Origin of the sequence: Acutalibacter intestini (genome assembly GCF_034334985.1) — a bacterium.
Classification (GTDB): domain Bacteria; phylum Bacillota; class Clostridia; order Oscillospirales; family Acutalibacteraceae; genus Acutalibacter; species Acutalibacter intestini.
Genome location: NZ_JAWXXL010000007.1, coordinates 100,022 through 118,904 on the forward strand (window position 1 = coordinate 100,022; position 18,883 = coordinate 118,904).

Annotated in this window: 17 protein-coding genes and 1 pseudogene; 11 read left to right on the forward strand and 7 right to left on the reverse strand. The window is 49.7% G+C overall.

Going from position 1 to position 18,883, the window contains the following annotated elements; translation table 11 throughout:
* Positions 1-33: 33 nt before the first annotated feature.
* Both U8U68_RS07975 and aroE read right to left on the reverse strand, forming a co-directional pair.
* Entirely contained in the window at positions 34-567 is a 534-nt protein-coding gene (locus U8U68_RS07975) for a shikimate kinase (protein ID WP_322200300.1), read from the reverse strand.
* Positions 564-1,472, reverse strand: a complete 909-nt coding sequence (aroE, locus tag U8U68_RS07980) for a shikimate dehydrogenase (protein ID WP_322200301.1) — start codon at positions 1,470-1,472, stop codon at positions 564-566. Before aroE ends, U8U68_RS07975 begins: the two co-directional genes overlap by 4 nt.
* Before the next feature lie 277 nt (positions 1,473-1,749).
* Between aroE and acpP the strand changes: the two genes are divergently transcribed.
* The 11 genes and pseudogenes from acpP to U8U68_RS08030 all read left to right on the forward strand — a co-directional run bounded on the left by acpP (position 1,750) and on the right by U8U68_RS08030 (position 13,362).
* Positions 1,750-1,983 carry an acyl carrier protein gene (gene acpP / locus U8U68_RS07985; RefSeq protein ID WP_322200302.1) on the forward strand — a complete coding sequence of 78 codons (234 nt, stop codon included), beginning with the start codon at positions 1,750-1,752 and terminating at the stop codon, positions 1,981-1,983.
* Positions 1,984-2,054: 71 nt separating this feature from the next.
* Positions 2,055-2,207, forward strand: a pseudogene (locus tag U8U68_RS22345) (VOC family protein); the annotation flags it as partial.
* Positions 2,208-2,360: 153 nt separating this feature from the next.
* Positions 2,361-3,800, forward strand: a complete 1,440-nt coding sequence (gene proS / locus U8U68_RS07990) for a proline--tRNA ligase (RefSeq protein WP_322200303.1) — start codon at positions 2,361-2,363, stop codon at positions 3,798-3,800.
* 244 nt (positions 3,801-4,044) lie between these two features.
* The gene (locus tag U8U68_RS07995) at positions 4,045-5,163 is read left to right on the forward strand and encodes a Gfo/Idh/MocA family protein (protein ID WP_322200304.1); all 1,119 of its coding nucleotides are present in this window, start codon (positions 4,045-4,047) and stop codon (positions 5,161-5,163) included.
* A gap of 126 nt (positions 5,164-5,289) precedes the next feature.
* A complete protein-coding gene (locus tag U8U68_RS08000; RefSeq protein WP_322200305.1) occupies positions 5,290-6,138 on the forward strand; it encodes a sugar phosphate isomerase/epimerase family protein in 849 nt (282 codons plus the stop codon).
* A 224-nt stretch (positions 6,139-6,362) separates the two neighbouring features.
* Positions 6,363-7,958: a peptide ABC transporter substrate-binding protein gene (locus tag U8U68_RS08005; protein ID WP_322200306.1), complete on the forward strand. Its 1,596-nt coding sequence runs from the start codon at positions 6,363-6,365 to the stop codon at positions 7,956-7,958.
* Positions 7,959-7,960: 2 nt separating this feature from the next.
* Positions 7,961-8,278 (forward strand): sigma factor-like helix-turn-helix DNA-binding protein, encoded by a 318-nt coding sequence (locus tag U8U68_RS08010; protein ID WP_322200307.1) that lies wholly within the window; start codon positions 7,961-7,963, stop codon positions 8,276-8,278.
* Positions 8,279-8,548: 270 nt separating this feature from the next.
* Positions 8,549-9,751, forward strand: coding sequence for a DNA polymerase IV (gene dinB / locus U8U68_RS08015; protein WP_322200308.1), 1,203 nt, complete (start codon positions 8,549-8,551; stop codon positions 9,749-9,751).
* 32 nt (positions 9,752-9,783) lie between these two features.
* Positions 9,784-11,097 (forward strand): putative DNA modification/repair radical SAM protein, encoded by a 1,314-nt coding sequence (locus U8U68_RS08020; protein ID WP_322200309.1) that lies wholly within the window; start codon positions 9,784-9,786, stop codon positions 11,095-11,097.
* Positions 11,098-11,155: 58 nt separating this feature from the next.
* Entirely contained in the window at positions 11,156-11,923 is a 768-nt protein-coding gene (locus U8U68_RS08025; protein ID WP_322200310.1) for a TIGR03915 family putative DNA repair protein, read from the forward strand.
* A 146-nt stretch (positions 11,924-12,069) separates the two neighbouring features.
* Positions 12,070-13,362, forward strand: coding sequence for an MFS transporter (locus U8U68_RS08030; RefSeq protein ID WP_322200311.1), 1,293 nt, complete (start codon positions 12,070-12,072; stop codon positions 13,360-13,362).
* An 89-nt stretch (positions 13,363-13,451) separates the two neighbouring features.
* Here U8U68_RS08030 and U8U68_RS08035 read toward each other — a convergent pair whose 3' ends face one another.
* From U8U68_RS08035 to nuoE, 5 genes are all read right to left on the reverse strand, one after another.
* Positions 13,452-15,194, reverse strand: coding sequence for an NADH-dependent [FeFe] hydrogenase, group A6 (locus U8U68_RS08035; RefSeq protein WP_322200312.1), 1,743 nt, complete (start codon positions 15,192-15,194; stop codon positions 13,452-13,454).
* A gap of 140 nt (positions 15,195-15,334) precedes the next feature.
* Complete coding sequence (gene nuoF, locus U8U68_RS08040; protein ID WP_322200313.1) at positions 15,335-17,125, reverse strand: NADH-quinone oxidoreductase subunit NuoF; 1,791 nt, start codon at positions 17,123-17,125, stop codon at positions 15,335-15,337.
* Between the two features lie 17 nt (positions 17,126-17,142).
* Positions 17,143-17,523: a (2Fe-2S) ferredoxin domain-containing protein gene (locus tag U8U68_RS08045; protein ID WP_322200314.1), complete on the reverse strand. Its 381-nt coding sequence runs from the start codon at positions 17,521-17,523 to the stop codon at positions 17,143-17,145.
* 69 nt (positions 17,524-17,592) lie between these two features.
* A complete protein-coding gene (locus U8U68_RS08050) occupies positions 17,593-18,159 on the reverse strand; it encodes an ATP-binding protein (protein ID WP_322200315.1) in 567 nt (188 codons plus the stop codon).
* Between the two features lie 6 nt (positions 18,160-18,165).
* Positions 18,166-18,663: an NADH-quinone oxidoreductase subunit NuoE gene (gene nuoE, locus U8U68_RS08055; protein ID WP_322200316.1), complete on the reverse strand. Its 498-nt coding sequence runs from the start codon at positions 18,661-18,663 to the stop codon at positions 18,166-18,168.
* Between the last annotated feature and the right edge of the window lie 220 nt (positions 18,664-18,883).

Genomic DNA, 18,883 nt, shown 5'->3' on the forward strand with positions numbered 1-18,883 from the left:
TATCTCAAATGTACTGTCTTGTCAAGTGCTTTTTCATTCACCATCACTGGTCTGGACCCAGTGCGCATAGGCTGTTTCCACCCGCCGGGCCACTGTTAGAGGCGGAGCACCTGCGTCTACCGTTAGGTCCGCAGCTGTTTGGTATAAAGGACAACGCTTTTCATGAAGCATAGCAATCACCTGCCGCCGGTCCGGCACTTGCAGCAGTGGACGTCGCTTGTCCCGCTTTAGACGTTCCTGGAGCGCAGCTAGGGGAGCATCCAAAAAAATAATGACTCCGCCTTTTTCGTGAAAGGCCTCCACATTCTTTTCGGCCAGTACCGTACCCCCGCCACTGGCAATAATCTGCTGCTTTTTTTCTGCGATTTCTCGCACAGCCTGGGTCTCCCGCCAACGAAAACCATCTTCACCATATTTTGCAAAAATCTCCGAGACTGTCATGCCCTCCCGGGCCTCAATGTACTGGTCCAAATCGCAAAATTCCCGTTCCATTAGTTTTGCCAGCCACCGGCCCACACTGGTCTTTCCGCAGCCCATAAAGCCGCAGAGGATGATATTTCCACTCATGACCGGCCTCCAAACAGCCGCTCCATCTCTTTCTGAGCGTCCTGGATCAGCCGCAAAAGATCCTCATTGCGGAACTCTGTGTCATACCATATCTTGTGGGAATACGCCGCCTGGCATACCAACATTCCCATGCCGGGCACGGTTTTCGCACCCAACCCGCGGGCTTTTTTTAGCAGCGCCGTCTCAGTGGGGTTATAGACCACATCGAACACCGCGCTACACCGGGCCACCACCCGCTCGCTCACAGGGCAGGCCTCCCAGTGGGGATACATGCCCACGCTGGTGGCGTTTACCAGCAGGCCATAGCGGCAGGGGGGCTCCTCCTCCAGCTCCCGGTAGCTTTCTACCGTGACCAAGAAGCGCTGGTCCCCCCGGCCCCGGGCAAACTCCGCCAGCTTATTGGCCAAATCCATCGCCTTTTCGTAGGAACCCTCCCGGTGGACCAGGGTGATGTCAAAATCCTTATGCTGGATCGCCGCCTGAAAAGCTACGGCCTTGGCCGCACCGCCGCTACCCAGAATCAGCACTTTCCGGCGGAAATCCAGACCGTGGATAGCCAGAGATACCGCCGCGCCGGCGCCATCGGTGGTATAGCCGTAAAGCCTGCCGTCCACCACCTTTACGGTGTTCACCGAGCCGCATAGCTTCGCGCTCTCGCACATATCCTCAAGGTAAGGTATGATAGCTGTCTTATGGGGGATGGTAACGTTAAAGCAATCCAGTTCCCGCAGTTTTGGTAACGCCGCTTTCAAATCTGGCACATCCAGCACCTGATACTCCATTGGAATGTTGGATAGCTCAAATAGGCGTTTCTGAATAAAAGGCGACATGGTATGCCCAATGGGGTGGCCAATCACCCCTGCTCGGACAGCCGCCTTGCCGGCGGCCATCTTTTGTGTGATCATGGAGATTTTCCCTCTTCCTTTCTGGATTTTGTGGACCATAGCCGGGAAAAAGGCCCAAATATGGATTTTTTTTCATTTCATAGTTGACAAAGGGCCACGCAGTAAATAAAATGAAAGGGATAGATGTACTCACCGTAAGCTCCGGTATGGGACTATTATAGCACAGGCGTGCAGGTTTGTCCATCATCACTCACAGCGGCTCAAGCTGTTAGGGAATCCGTCCCGTTGGACTGGACTCCCACAAATATGAAATATCTAAAATTAGGAGGCAGCAAAGATGGTTCTGGAAAAAATTAAAACAATACTCAGTGAGCAGTTCAGTGTAGAAGAAAGTGAGATCTCTCCTGATACTCTTTTGGAGGACGACCTGGGGGCCGACTCCTTGGATGTCGTGGACCTGCTGATGACCATTGAGGACGATTTTGAGGTGGAGATTCCCGACGAAGAGGTAGAAAATATCAAGACCGTGGGCGCGCTGGTAGAGTACATCGAGAGCCATTCTCAGGACTAAGCCCCGCTTTCGGCCCGCGGCAGACCTTTTGCCCGGGCTTTTTTCATCTTTCTAAACCAGCGGCGGCCTTTGTCACCATTGTTCTAAACTCTGACAATGTACAGAACACTTATGAGGCGCTTAAGGCCAAGGGCCTTGAAATCGACCCGTCCAAAACCGCTGTCTGGGGCGTTCAGGAGCTAACCTTCCAGGACCCGGACAGTAATGAGATGGGATTTCCCTAGTGACAAAAAGAGCCCCTTTGACTGGGGCTTTTTCTTTTGCATCGGTCTGGCCTGCTCATAAAATTGCACCCGGTTTTTTGCGCAAATTCCTTGCAAATCCCTACCGTTCCCGTTATAATGAGTAGGAATACGCAATCGGAAAGGACGATGGATATGGCACAACAAAAAAAGATGGTAGAGGCCATCACCTCTATGGATGAGGACTTTACCCAGTGGTATACCGATGTAGTAAAAAAGGCCGAGCTGGCCGACTACTCCAGCGTAAAGGGCTGCATTGTGTACGAGCCTTACGGCTATGCCATTTGGGAGAACATCCAGCATGAGATGGACGTCCGCTTTAAAAAGCTGGGTGTGCGGAATGTCTGTATGCCCATGCTTATTCCCGAGAGCCTGCTGCAAAAGGAAAAGGACCACATTGACGGCTTCGCCCCCGAGTGCGCCGTGGTAACCCAGGGGGGCGGTGAAGACCTAAGCGAAAAGCTGTACATCCGCCCTACCAGCGAAGTGTTGTTTTGTGAGCATTACCAGAAGGTGATCCACTCTTATCGAGACTTGCCCAAGCTGTATAACCAGTGGTGTTCGGTAGTACGCTGGGAAAAGACTACACGGCCATTCCTGCGAGGTATGGAGTTTTTGTGGCAAGAGGGTCATACCATGCACGAAACCCCCGAGGAGGCCCAGGAATTCGCCCTAAAAATGCTACGGGTATACGAAGAGGTTTATCGGGACGTGCTGGCTATACCCCCTGTAGTGGGCAAAAAGACGGAAAAGGAGAAGTTCGCCGGGGCCGAGGCCACCTATACCCTGGAACCCATGATGCACAATGGCGTGGCCCTTCAGGGCGGCACCACCCATTACTTTGGCGATGGCTTTGCTAAAGCTTTTGGGATTGCTTTCACCGGTCGGGACAATCAGCTGAGCGCCCCCTTCCAGACCTCCTGGGGCATGAGCACCCGGCTCATCGGTGCGGTGATTATGGTTCACGGAGATGACAGCGGCCTGGTATTGCCCCCCAAGGTGGCTCCTGTACAGGTGGTTATTCTGCCCATTGCCATGCACAAGCCAGGAGTACTAGAAAAGGCTCGAGAGCTTTGTGAGCGCCTCTCGGAAAAATTCCGGGTAAAACTAGATGACAGCGATAACTCTCCCGGGTGGAAATTTTCGCAGTATGAGATGCAGGGCGTACCTCTGCGTCTAGAAATTGGTCCCAAAGACATCGAAAATAGCCAGTGTGTGCTGGTGCGCCGGGACAATCGAGCAAAGACTTTTGTCTCACTGGATCAGTTGGAAGAGACTATTACCCATAGCTTGGAAGAACTACACCAGGCTATGTATCAAAAGGCCCAGGAAAACCTGGCACAAAAGACTCACGTGGCCACCACCCACGAAGAATTTTTGGATCTTGCAAAAAATAGGCCAGGCTTCATCAAGGCCATGTGGTGCGGCGACAGTGCCTGCGAGGACCAGCTGAAAGACGAGACCGGCGGCGTAAAGAGCCGGTGTATTCCTTTTGAGGAGGAACCTGTTTCCGACGTATGTGTCTGCTGCGGAAAGCCCGCTAAGCATATGCTATACTGGGGCCGTCAGTACTAAAGAATCGACTACTGAAGCCGTGTTCCTCTTTTGGAACATGGCTTCTTGTATTTCATGAGATTTAACGTGGACTTGTTTTATTCCATCTGTAAAATAGGTGGGGAGACTCCTTGTACCCTTTTCAAAATTGTTATAGAAAAATGCAATAATTTCCTTTACTTTTTAGGGCTGGTGATATACAATAGAAATTGTAATCCATATGCGTTTTCGCATATAGCATATATGAATTTGGAGGATGATTCCCATGGCAAAACTAAAAATTGGCTTTATCGGCTGCGGCGGCATCGCCAACCAGAAGCATCTGCCTGGCATGGCTCAGCAGACTGAGTATGTCGATTTAGTCGCTTTCTGCGATCTTATCCCCGAGCGCGCCGAGAAGGCCGCTAAAGAGTACGGTACCCCTGACGCCAAGGTCTATACTGATTACCATGAGCTGCTGGCGGACAAGTCTATTGATGCTGTGCATGTACTGACCCCCAACATTGCCCACTGTGAGATCACTGTGGCCGCTTTGGAGGCTGGCAAGCATGTTTTGTGCGAAAAGCCCATGGCCGCTACCCCCGAGGATGCCCAGAAGATGCTGGACGCCCGGGACCGCACCGGCAAGATGCTGACTATTGGTTACCAGTATCGTCACTTCCATGAGAACGCCGTGGCCCGGGCCGTTGTGGCCGATGGCTGGCTGGGGGACATCTACTACGCCGAGGCCACCTACCTGCGCCGCCGTGGTGTGCCTACCTGGGGCGTGTTTACTGACAAGTCCAAGCAGGGCGGCGGTCCGCTAATCGACATTGGCACCCATGCTCTGGACAATACCTTGTTCCTGATGCAGAACTATGATGTAGACTATGTAGTCGGCACTTCTTTCGAGAAGCTGGGCCGTCTGCTTGGGCCCAAGGAGCAGGGCCAGGTTAACTGGCGGGGTGAATTTGACAGCTGGAACAACGAAACCTATGACGTAGAGGACTCTGCCGTGGGCCAGATTAAGATGAAGAACGGCGCTGTTATCAATCTGCGGGCTTCTTGGGCCCTGAACATGGCCGAAAAGGCTGGCTGTGACAACCAGGCCCACACTCTGTTGTGTGGCACCAAGGGCGGCCTGGACACCATGGAGGGTCGTGTGCGTCTGAACCATGTGGTTGCTGGTCAGCCCAGCATCACCTGGGTAGGTGAAAAGGTGTCCGGTTATATCCCCGGTTTCAGCCAGGGCCCCGCACCTATCAGCAAGGAGCATGACATCTGGGTAAAGGCTCTGCGCGGCGAAGGCGAGCTGTTTGTTACTGCCGATCAGGCCTTTGTGGTCACCAAGATTCTGGACGCCATCTATCAGTCCAGCCGTACTGGCCAGGCCATCAAGTTCTAAGACAAGCCTCAAAGAGCAATTCTTAATAGCCTTACGCTCAAGGCCGCGTTTTTGGCTCTTGCCAAGTTTTCAGCGCGGCCTTGAACTATATAATACGCACCTACTGAGAAAGGAACATATTCAAATATGGAAAATATTAATTTGCAGCTGTACTCTTTTGGTCATGACTGCCCCCTCTCTCCTCTGGAGAAAATCAAGGCTGCCGGTGAGATGGGCTATGCCGGTGTGGAGTTTGCCCGAGACTATGACGGTATTCCTGTAGAAGATGTAAAAAAGGCTTTGGATGAGGCTGGTGTCAAAGCGGTTTCCGCTCACGTGGGCTTTGACAAAATGGCTGAGGATTTGCCCTACTTAGCTCAGCTAGGCGTAAAGTATGTAGCCTGCCCTATGACCGCCTTTGCCGACGTGGAGGAAGCCAAAGAGGTAGCTGCCGAGCTAAACAAGTGGGGGGAGGAAGCCAAAAAGTACGGTATTACCATTGGATATCATAATCATACCCAGGAGTTCAATAAGGACCAGGACAAGTACCTCTTTGACTGGGTAATGGAGAATACCAACCCGGACACTGTGGCCTTTGAAATCGACTGCGGCTGGGCCTCTGCTGCCGGCATTAACCCGGTGGAGTATATTAACCAGCACGCTGGGCGTATTGCTGCCATCCATATCAAGGAAAACGGCGCGGTCATTGGTCCGGATAAGGCGAACTCCCGGAAGGATCCTCCGAAGATGAAGTTTGAGCTAGACGAAAATGGCAAGCCTATCTTCCCCCCTGAGTTCCTGCGGATGATGGAAGAGCGGGATAAGCTGAACGTAGCCACTGGCAGCGGTATTGTAAACTGGAAAGCCATAAAAGCCGCTGCGGACGCCCAGCGTGACGGGGTAATCTATGTAGTGGAACGTGAGGCTAACTATGGCGGTAAGGACCGTATTTCCTGTCTGAAAGAGGACATTGCCTGGCTGAAAGCAAATGTCTAATGTATCAGTAGACCTATCATTGATACTTATATCAATGAGGCGGCGCATGAACTTTCAATTCATGCGCCGCTTTTATTTACATATTCAAACTTCTCCTAATTATTGAGCAATATGCCACACGCGATTCGCTTAGTTATAATTCTTAAGAAGAATTATAACTGCGTGCTCTCTGTGTATAATAGAAAATAGCATTGTTAAGCTAAATTCCAAATAAGGAGGGCTCAATGAAACGGGTATTTTTGTTCATATTCAGTGTCGTCTGTCTGCTAACCGCTCTACCAGGCTGCGGCGGTAGCTTTCAAGAAGGCATGGAGTTCACCTATCTTCTTCCCCAAAATGTGGATACCTTGGACCCTCAAACCGCATCTCGTTCCTCCTCTTATCTGGTAATCGGCTCCATTTTCCAGGGGCTGTGCAAAATTGATCCCGATGGCGACGTGGTGCCTGGGGCTGCCAAAAGCTGGGAAGTCAACGAGACCTTCACACAGTTTACCTTTCATCTAAATAATGATTCTTACTGGAGCAATGGCCAGCCGGTCACTGCTGATGATTTCCTCTTTGCTATTCAGCGCGCCCTACGTCCTGAAACAGCTACACCCTCTGTAGACGATCTTTTTATCATCCAAGGGGCTAGAGCCGTATACAAGGGGGAAGCCGATATATCTTATCTGGGAGTTTGGGCCGAAGACGAGCGTACCTTGGTAGTACAGCTGGAACGCAGTTACCCGGACTTCCCTGCCCTAACAGCCGGTACGCACTACATGCCCTGCAACAGGGTTTATTTTGAAGAATGTGCCGGACATTATGGACTTTCCTCGGAATATCTTATTACCAATGGTCCATTTACCTTTACCAGTATTTACTCTTGGGACACTAACTATGGCAGCCGGAAAATTGAGCTGGAACCCTCTTCCCATTACCGAGAGGCTAAGAAGGTCTCCCCCGCTAAACTCACTTATTTGATTGACTATGAGGACGAACTCGTTCAAAATCCTGTGTCGGCCCTTGTCAGCGGAAATACGGACATTACCATATTAACCGAAAATGCCGCCCAAGAGGCCGCCGCCCAGGGCTGTGATATTCAGGTTTTGGATGACGCCGTGACCGGACTTCTGTTCAATTCCAAGGCCGATGTAGTGAAGCATCACGAGGCCCGGGAAGTGTTCTTTAAAACCCTGAATCGTCAGGAGCTGCTGGACCGGCGTAAAGACAAAAAAAGCGGTGAAGCTATGGGGATTATGCCGGATTGTGTCCGCTGGGGCGGAGAATCCTACTATGCGGACGGCGTGCAGATGTTTCCCCCAGAAGATCCTGCTGTGATGACTGATGTGTTACCTAAACTACTGAAGGAACTGGATGTCTCTCAGTTACCCAGTATTACAGTGATTTGTCCTGACGACGAAGAGTCTATTTCTCTGGCCAATGGTCTTTTGGTGTGCTGGAACGACCGTCTGGGCAATGCGTTTAATATCAACCCGCTACCTGACGCTGAGTTTCAGGAGTGTATCGCCACTGGAGAGTATCAGGCTGCCATCTATACTCTTCGCGCCGGAGGCACCACCCCTTATCAGGTCCTTAAGGCATTTGAAAGTTCCTCCAGTCCTACTCTTTTTGAAAACGAAGAGTACGATGCCCTTCTCCACTCCTTGGATTTCCAACTGTTCTCATACAGGGGGCTGGAGTCTTACTTGCAGGACCAGTATATTTTCTATCCCCTGTTCAGCGACAAAACCTATTATGTCAGTAGCCCTATGAGCCGAGATATTTTTGCCGCCCCGGACCTAACCATTGATTTCTCCCACGCAAAAAAGAAGGAGTGACTATGCGCACAGAATTTATCAGCCTGGAAGAGGCAAGAGTTTTTTTAACTCAGGGTGACAAAGGCGATTCATCCAATCGAGTAGACCTCCAGGCAGATCAGCGGCTACTTCAGATAGGGCTCCGTAACGCTCTCACCCCACGCCAGTTAGAATGTGTGCAGCTATATTATTTCAAAGGTTACACGATGGAGCAGACTGGCGAAGAACTGGGAATTGGTAAAGCCACTGTCTGCCGGCATCTACAGAAAGCTAAAACTCGCCTAAACCGATTTTTTCAGCTGGCCAGAGAAATTCAGGAAAAACAACACAAAATATTTTAGCTTTTAAATTCATTTGGGCTGGACCTTTCCTTTTAGGAAAAGTCTAGCCATTTTATTTGTTGTTTAAAATTCTCTCTTCTCTCATCATAAAAAGCTTGACATTTGCGAACACATGTTCTAAAATAATATAGATACATCACCACCCTTGTTTACCATAGGCTATATAATTGCTATTAATATTGTACTAACTAATACGCAACAACGCCACCAAATGGTCATCTGAAAATTCTAAGGTGTTGTAACTTATAAAATGAATGGGGGCGCCAAGGTTTGGAAAACGGAATTCTTCACGTAGATATGAATAATTTCTATGCCTCGGTAGAGGCTCTTTACGATCCCTCCCTGCGGAAAGGCCCCGTGGCAGTGGCCGGCGACAAAGAAAGCCGTCACGGCATTATTTTGGCCAAAAATAACCTTGCTAAGGAGAAAGGCGTAAAAACCGCCGAACCTATTTGGCAAGCCATGAAAAAGTGTCCTAACCTAAGGCTAGTGCCACCCCACCACGACCGCTATGCTTTGTATTCAAAATTAGCAAAAAAAATGTACTGCGACTATACCGACCGTGTGGAATCTTTTGGGCTGGATGAGTGCTGGCTGGACGTATATGATAGCGAGAAGCTTTTTGGCAGTGGATGGAACATTGCCCAGGAAATCCGCCGTCGGGTCAAGGAAGAGTTGGGGCTTACCGTTTCCGTGGGAGTTTCCTTCAATAAGATATTTGCCAAGCTAGGCAGTGATTACAAAAAACCGGATGCCATAACCGAGTTTGGCCGCAAAGAAATGGAAACCGTGATATGGAAAATGCCATGTTCCGAGCTATTGCTGGTGGGGCCTAGCACCCAACGTACCCTACTAAAGTACGGTATACGTACTATTGGAGAACTTGCAAAGGTGGATTTGGTTTTCATACGCAGGTTGATGGGCCGTATGGGCGAAACCTTGTGGACGTATGCAAATGGACTTGACAATGATCCTGTGCAGCGAATAGATGCCCAGGAGGAGCCAAAAACCATTGGTAATAGCGTAACCTTAGCCCATGATATTACCACTGAGGTCCAGGCGAAGAAAACGCTCTTTCACCTGGCGGAAACCGTATCCGCACGCCTGCGGAAATATGGATTAAAGGCCGGCGAGGTGCAAATCACAGTGCGCAATCATGAATTTCAAGAGCTTCAGCGGCAAAAGCGTCTGGCTGCGGCGGTATGTGACAGTCGGTCCATCTACCGGACCGCGCTGGAGCTCTATCTTCGGGAAAACAAAAAATGGGCTGTACGGTTATTAGGGATCCGTGCTGGTCAACTTTCCCCAGCAGAGGCCACACAAGTGAGTTTATTTGAAGAGAGTGACGGATTAAAACGCCGGGAACAGTTGGAGAATGCAGTGGACCGGGTGCGGGAAAAGTATGGGCCAGAAAGTTTGACTCATGCTTTTGTGATGAGCCAGGAGAATGCGAACAGAACTGGGGAAATATAACCCTTCTTCCCCATACTGGTAGGAGAGTGGCTATGGACATCTTTGAAAAATTAGAAATTTTAACTGACGCCGCCAAGTATGATGTGGCATGCACTTCCAGCGGCGTAGACCGTCCAGCCCAGCCTGGTAAGCTGGGTAATGCGGTAAAGGCTGGCATTTGTCACAGTTTTGCCGCAGACGGCCGGTGCATCTCCCTCTTGAAAGTGTTGATGAGTAATGACTGCGCCTTTGATTGCTCCTACTGCGTAAACCGCCGCACCAATGAATGTACACGAGCTACCTTTACGCCTCAGGAACTCTGCGATTTAACTATGCAGTTTTACCGGCGCAACTATATTGAAGGATTATTCCTATCTTCCGCCGTAATCAGAAATCCTGACTATACCTGTGAGCTAATGTTAACGGCCATAAAAATGCTCCGGGAAATTCATGGCTTTTGGGGCTATGTACACATTAAAGCCATCCCTGGGGCCAGTCAGCGACTGACCGAACAGCTGGGGCTTTACGCCGACCGTATGAGCGTGAACATTGAATTGCCATCAGGAGATAGCTTAAAGCGTTTGGCTCCTCAAAAAAGCAAAGAAAAGATATTGGTCCCCATGGGCCGCATTCGGGATGGCATTGCTCAGAACAGCCGAGAAATTGTCAAGTACAAATCCGCGCCACGTTTTGTCCCTGCTGGACAGTCCACTCAAATGATCATTGGCGCAAGTCCGGAGAGCGACCGGCAAATTCTGCGGCTGACAGAGGGTCTGTATAAAAAATATCAACTGAAACGGGTATTCTTCTCCGCCTATATGCCCGTGGTGGAAGACCGTGCCCTGCCTGCCCTGACCACCCCGCCCCCACTGCTGCGAGAGCACCGGCTATATCAGGCAGACTGGCTGCTGCGGTTTTATGGCTTTACAGCCGGAGAGATCTTGGATGATAGCACTCCAGACTTTAATCCTCTTTTGGACCCCAAATGTAACTGGGCTGTCAACCATATGGATCAATTTCCCGTAGAGATAAACCGCGCGCCCTATGAAATGCTCCTACGGGTACCTGGCATTGGTGTAAAGAGTGCCATGCGGATACGGGCGGCCCGTCGGCAGCAGAAGCTGGAATTTGAGGGGCTAAAAAAACTTGGGGTCGTTTTAAAACGAGCCAGGTTTTTTGTGGTGTGCTCGGGCAAAAGTATCTCACCTTTGCCCATGGACAATCCCACCGTAATTGCCGGGGCTATTGGAGAACGGGCTCTGGCCCGACAAACGCAACGGGACCGGTTGGAAACCGGATTTGAACAGCTTTCATTGTTCTCCCCTACCCAAGAGGATGGAGTAAAGTGTCTAACAGGACAGATTTGATTTAACAAAAGTCCATAAGGTCTGGTCTTGTATGCATTACAAAAAGGAGGCTTTAACCATGCCCACGCAAGCCAACTTGGTTTACCGCTATGACGGTAGCTATCAGGGATTTCTTTGTTGCGTAGCCCAATGTTTTACGGACAAACGCTTACCCCAAGGGGTTCAGTCCCTGGACGAACCCCAAGCTACCCTATTCCCTATCCAAGCGGTAGCCACCCAGCCGGAGCTAGCGCAGCGAGTGGAAAACTCACTCAGCAGAAAAATCTCTCCCTTAGCTGCCGACATGGTACGCAGAGGCTTCCTCACCTGTATGGAGGACAAGGAGCTGCGGCTCATCCGCTTTATCCTTCTTGGATACAAGCACGGGCCCCGAGTGACAAGCCTTTCGGTAAATGATGACGTACATGCATTGGATAAAGCTCTTTTATATCTCAAGAATGAAGCCCACTACCATGTGGAATTTCTTCGCTTTGCCGACTGCGGAGGCTTTTTAGCGGGAATGATCACCCCGAACAACCTAGTTCTACCACTGATTGTTGGACATTTCTGTGAACGGCTGAATACCGAAAACTTTGTAATCTTCGACAAAAATCATGGGATGGGTTTTGTACACCAGCGGGGATCAAATAGCCGGCAAGAGTTCTTTTATGCTGATTCCGTAGACCTACCAGAGCCCCAGGAGAATGAGGTAAAATATCAAGAGCTTTGGCGGCTCTTTTATAAAACAATTGCGGTAGAAGGACGTGTGAACCATCAGCTGCGTCGGGGAAATATGCCCATGCGATACTGGAAAAACATGACAGAGTTTATGGGATCTGCTCAATAGAAATCTAAGGCATTTAGTGACTATTGGTCATATATAAAAAACTTTTCAATTTACTCTTGCATTTTTAGATAAAATATGGGATGATAATAAGGGCGATTCTTTGTGGATTCTTCAGGAATGACCGCCCTGGAAAGGGGTGCTGCCGAATGGCAAAAACACTGACAAAAACAAATGAAAAAAGATTCACAAAAACCGAAAAAAGCTGGATTATGTACGATTGGGCCAATTCGGTGTACGCTACTAACATTTTAGCCGTTATCTTCCCTATCTACTTTGGCAATGTCTGTCAGCAGAATGGTGCCGATAACCTAGTACTGTGGTCCTATGGTACCTCGGCCGCCACCTTTATTGTTGCCATTCTAGCGCCTATCTTGGGGGCCTTAGCGGACCACAAGGGACACAAGATGCGGTTATTTGCAGGCTTTTTAGCCATAGGCGTAGTATTCACTCTTTGCAGTGCCTTATTTGACCAATATCAAATGCTGCTGGTAGGATATGTTATCTCACACATCGGTTTTTCTGGATCCTGCCTATTTTATGATTCCTTTCTCACTGATGTGACCACTAACGAGCGAATGGATCGGGTATCCTCCTGGGGATATGCTATGGGGTATATTGGCGGGAGTACCATCCCCTTTATAATTTCTATTGTCATTCTGGTTGTGATGGGGATGTCTAATATGCTTGCCTTTAAGCTTGTGATCGTACTGACCAGTTTATGGTGGGCAATCTTCAGTATTCCATTTTTGAAAAATGTGCGTCAAATATACTACATTCAACCACAAAAGAATCTGCTGCGCTCCACGTTCTCTAATCTCTTGCATACAGCCAAAAGCATTTTTTCTCATAAAAAAATTCTTCTTTTTATGCTGGCCTATTTCTTCTATATCGATGGAGTTAATACCATAATTGCCGTGTCCACCTCTTATGGCTCTAAACTGGGTATGGACAATATCAGCATGATTTTAGCCCTCTTGATGACCCAGATTGTTGCGGTACCTTTCTCCATCCTATTTGGCAAGCTAGCTGGAAAAACTGGTGCTTTAAATGCCCTTCGTGGAGCTGTTTGCGTGTACTTTTTTATCTGCCTGGTAGGCTTTTACATGGGCTTCAATATTGAACAAAATCCTGATAATTCGTCGGCACTTACTTTATCACTGGTCTTGTTCTGGTGTATGGCCTTTCTGGTGGGGACAGTGCAAGGAGGCATCCAGGCTATTTCCCGGTCCCATTTTGGCAAATTGATTCCAGCAGAACGCTCTAACGAGTATTTCGGATTCTTCGACATTTTTGGTAAATTCGCCGCTGTTATTGGGCCATTGCTGGTAGCCATGTTCACTCAGCTAACTGGGCGAGATTCTATTGGAGTGATCAGCTTGGCGGTATTGTTCCTATTAGGGTTCGTTTTGCTAAGTTTAGGACAACGCAGAGAATCGTAAAATTCTACTTAATATATATAAGATAAAAAAACAAGGGAATTTTCAAAATGAAAAATCCCTTGTTTTTTTATAACATTTAGTATAGGAGCTTAGAACTTATTGCCCCGCGCCACATAGCTAGTATGCAGCACTTCATGGGCCTTGTGGCTGCCAGGTTCGCCCAGGAACTCCTCATAACATTTCTTTACTACCGGGTTATCATGAGACTTCCGCAGCGGCATATTCTTGTCCTGGTCATATAGGGCCTTAGCGCGCAGAGTCTTAATGTCATTGTAAGCCCAATCATTGGCACTACGGACTGGCTGTCCACCACCGTTGACACAACCACCAGGGCAGCACATGACCTCAATAAACTGATAATCCGCCTCGCCAGCACGGACCTTTTTCAAGATCGTGTCCGCATTGGACAGACCGCTAACTACCGCTACCTTCACGTCCATACCAGCTACGTTATAAACAGCTTCTTTAATGCCATCCGTGCCACGAATCTCGTTGTACTCAATAGCATCCTGGCTTTCGCCGGTAAGCACATCAGCCGCGGTACGCAGAGCAGCCTCCATTACGCCGCCTGTTGCACCAAAGATAACTGCTGCACCAGTAGAAACACCCATGGCATCATCAAATGTTTCGTCGGGCAAAGCATTAAAGTTCAACTGGGCTTTTTTGATGAGACGGGCCAACTCACGGGTGGTCAAGCTAATGTCTACATCGGGTAGGCCGGCGGCAGACTCATCGTCCCGCTTAATCTCAAACTTCTTGGCAGTACAGGGCATGATGGATACAGATACGATCTTCTGAGGATCAATGCCCTCTTTCTCGGCGTACCAAGTCTTGATCAAGGCACCAGTCATATTCTGAGGTGATTTACAGCTGGACAAATTAGGCAGCAGATCAGGATAGTAATGCTCACAAAACTTAATCCAGCCAGGTGAGCAGGAGGTAATCATTGGCAGAGTACCACCATTCTTTACCCGATCAACGAACTCATGGGCCTCCTCCATAATGGTCATGTCCGCACCGAAATCGGTATCGAATACCTTATCAAAGCCCAAACGACGCAGGGCCGCAGCCATTTTTCCCTCTACGTTGGTGCCAATGGGCAGACCAAATTCCTCACCCAGAGCAGCGCGAACCGCAGGAGCCGTTTGTACAATAACAATCTTGTCGGGGTCATTAATGGCCTCAATCACCTCGTGAGTGTTGTCCTTCTCCGTGAGAGCGCCAGTGGGACAGCTGACGATGCACTGTCCGCAGGCAACACAGGAAACATTATCCAATGTGTTCTCAAATGCACAGCCGATCTCAGTATCAAAACCCCGGTTATTTGCGCCGATGACCGCCACATGCTGGTTCTGGCAAGCAGCTACACACCGGCGGCACAGTACACACTTGGCGTTATTACGCTCCAGATACTGAGTGGAGCAGTCCTTATTACCCGCAGGCATAATGCCCTCAAAACGGCTATCCTCTTCAATCCCCATATCAGCGCAGAGCTTTTGCAGCTCACAGTTGCCACTGCGCTCACAGGTCAGACACTTGCGTTCGTGGACAGAGAGCAAAAGCTCCAGGGTCATCTTCCGGGACTCCTGGACCTTAGGAGAGTTGGTGAAGATCTCCATCCCTTCGTTCACCGGATAGACACAGGCAGCTGCCAGGGACCGGGCTCCCTTCACTTCCACCATACACATACGGCAAGCGCCGATTTGGTTGATGTCCTTCAGATAACAGAGAGTAGGGATATCAATGCCGGCGTGGCGAGCAGCTTCCAGGATAGTGGCATCCTTAGGAACCTGATAGTCTACGCCGTTTATTTTTACGTTGACCATATCCATAGACTTATAATCAATCCTTTCTGGGATTTGTTTACAACAAAGATCACATTCGCGAAAAGCAGCTTCATTGCTATAATCTATCATAGCACATTACGCTCCCGCAAAGTCGGTCAGAGCATGTACGCTCTTTAATGCGCCGCTTATTTCTTCACAACAGCGTTAAACTTACACTTCTCCATGCACACGCCACACTTGATGCACTTTTCCGTGTCAATAATATGGGGCTGCTTGACAGAGCCGGAAATGGCTCCAACAGGACAGTTACGGGCACAAAGGGTACAGCCCTTGCACTTATCAGCCTCAATATGGAAATTGGTCAACGCCTTGCACGCTCCGGCGGGGCAGCGGTGCTCGGTAACGTGGGCCTCATACTCGTCCCGGTAATACTTCAGGGTGGATAGCACCGGATTGGGAGCTGTCTGGCCTAAGCCGCACAGAGAATTCTCTTTAATGTAGTAACACAACTCCTCCATCTTATCAATGTCCTCCAGAGTTCCGTTACCCTTGGTAATCTTGTCAAGAATTTCCAGCAGACGCTTGGTGCCCACCCGGCAGGGAGTGCACTTGCCGCAGCTTTCATCAACCGTGAATTCCAGAAAGAACTTAGCGATATCTACCATACAGGTGGTCTCATCCATGACAATTAGACCACCGGACCCCATCATAGAGCCAATGGCAATCAGGTTATCATAGTCAATGGGAGTGTCGATCAGAGAGGCCGGGATACAGCCGCCAGAAGGACCGCCAGTCTGAGCAGCCTTAAAGGTATGGCCATCCGGTACACCACCCCCGATATCTTCAACTACCTCGCGTAGAGTGGTACCCATAGGTACCTCCACCAGGCCGGTATTTGTGATCTTACCGCCCAGAGCAAATACCTTAGTACCAGGAGACTTTTCGGTACCAATGGACTTGAACCAGTCTGCGCCCTTCAAGATAATCTGAGGGATGTTGGCGTAGGTCTCCACATTGTTCAGCACAGTGGGTTTGCCAAACAGGCCCTTCACTGCCGGGAACGGCGGACGCACTCGAGGCTCGCCGCGCTTGCCCTCAATAGAGGTCATTAAGGCGGTCTCCTCGCCGCAAACGAAAGCACCGGCGCCCAGGCGAATGTCTATGTCAAAGTCAAAACCGGAATCAAAAATATTCTTACCCAAAAGGCCATAGTCCCGAGCCTGTTGAATGGCAATTTGCAGGCGCTTGACCGCGATGGGGTACTCTGCACGGATGTATATATAACCCTGAGATGCGCCAATGGCATAGCCGGCAATGGCCATAGCCTCCAGCACACTGTGGGGGTCTCCTTCCAACACGGAACGATCCATAAACGCGCCCGGGTCACCTTCGTCCGCGTTACAGCAAGCATACTTCTGATCCGCCTGGTTAGCAGCCGCAAATTTCCACTTAAGCCCTGTGGGGAAACCCGCACCGCCGCGGCCACGAAGTCCGGAGGCCAGCATCAGATCAATGACCTGCTGGGGAGTCATTTCTGTAAGGACCTTACCAAGAGCGGCATAGCCGTCCTGGGCAATGTACTCATCGATGAGCTCTGGGTTAATCACACCGCAGTTACGTAAGGCAATACGCATCTGCTTGGCATAAAATTTTGTCTCGTTAAGAGACTTTGTTGTGTTGTCGTCCACCACGGTCTCCTGATACAGCAGGCGGGTGACAATACGGCCCTTGAGAAGATGCTCGGAGACGATTTCGGGTACATCCTCGGGAGTAACGCGGCTATAAAACGCGCCCTCGGGATAGACCACCATAATGGGGCCCAACGCACACAGGCCAAAGCAGCCGGTACGGATGACATTCACTTCTTTATCCAAACCCTGGGCCTTAATCTCCTCATTGAGCTTTTCAATAATCTGCTCACTGTTCGAGGAGGTGCAGCCGGTGCCGCCGCATACCAGCACATTTGAACGGAACATAGGTTTTACCTCCCTTTTTATTTCGCGCCAATTGCATTGGCGCCGATAGTATATTCTGTAACAACATTACCGTTTACCAGATGATCGTTAACCACGCGAACAGCTTTTTCAGCAGTCATCTTTACATAGGTGACCTTTTCCTTGCCAGGAGTGATAACTTCCACCACAGGCTCGTATTGACAAATACCGATACAGCCGGTCTGAGTAACCATGGTATCCTTCAGGCCGCGTTTTGCCACCTCTTCTACAAAGGCAGTCAGTACCGGGCGTGCGCCTGCGGCAATACCACAAGTGGCCATGCCTACCAGCACACGAGTCTCGGCCTCGGCGTTCTCACGGATATTCACAGAAGCCCGGGCCTTGTCGCGGATGGCTTGTAGTTCTGCTAATGATTTCATAATTGTAAATAGCTCCTTTCAAATGAATCGTAAAGAAGATTTATTACATAATGTGATAAAAGAGCCGGGTTATTCCTCCCCCAAAAGCTCTGCGGTGTTCTCGGTCAGGTAGTCTTTTATCCATACGACCACGTCCGGGGCATCCAGAGGCACATCGTTCCCCAGAACCTGCCGCAATTCTGTGGTTTTCAAGTCAAACTTCCGCTCCTCCCCGTCTTCGTCCAGTCTCCGGCGGCGAAAGATGAAGTCTAAATTCGGGTTACAGGAGACCAGCAGCTGAATGGTACTGTTAATGTCTCCCAGAGGAATCATATCCACGCTAGAAGGTTTGAACACAGCTGTAGTAGTAGTACCCACTCCCACAGTAGACTGAATTTCAAAGCTTCCACCAGTCATTTCAGCCTCCATCTTGAAAAGTGGCACCCCCAACCCCACACTGCGGGTGGTTCGGGTGGTAAAAAATGGATCTGTCACGTGGGCCACCTGCTCGGGGGTCATCCCCCGACCGTTGTCACCGATGCTAATGGACATGGTATCAGCGGCCAGGTCCTCGTCTACCGTCACAGTGATCAGGCTGGCCCCGGCAGAGATGGAATTTTGCACGATGTCCATAACGTTCAAGGATAGCTCACGCATGTTTGATCATTCCCTATACTTATCTAGTATGCCGTCTACGTCCTCGGGGACCAATCGACCGTAAACGTCCTCATTAATCATCATAACCGGGGCCAGGCCGCAGGCGCCAATGCACCGGCAGGCCGTAAGGGAAAACAGACCGTCCTCTGTACACTCCTCAGGTCCAATCCCCAGCTTTTGGGTAATGCGGTCCAGAACCTTGTCGGACCCTTTTACATAGCAGGCTGTGCCTAGGCACACCGAGATATGGTTGCGGCCCTTGGGGGTAAGGGAGAACTGGGAATAGAAGGTAGAGACGCCGTAAACCTCTTCCAGCGGTACATTAAGGCCATCGGCAATCTTCTTCTGTACCTCCAGGGGCAGATAACCATAAATGTCCTGGGCCTGGTGCAGAGCGGGCATAACCGCGCCAGGCTGGCCCTGCAAGCTTTTGATGACCTCATCCAGCTTTTGGGCCTGCTCAGCGGTGTCATGGAAAGGCAAACTGCTGATACGTTTTTGCATGATCGTCCATCTTCCTTTCTTAACTTTCGTTTGTACAGCTAAATATATCAAAATAATTCGCAGTTATAATTCCAAAAAAGAATTATTCGTAAAAGAACAACAATTTCCATCTTTTTTTATCGATAGAAGTGGTAATTGTTCCCAAAATATCGATATATTTTATCGATACTAAATGTTCTAAAAACTTCAGCTACCCAAAACATTGCAATGATTCAGAGAT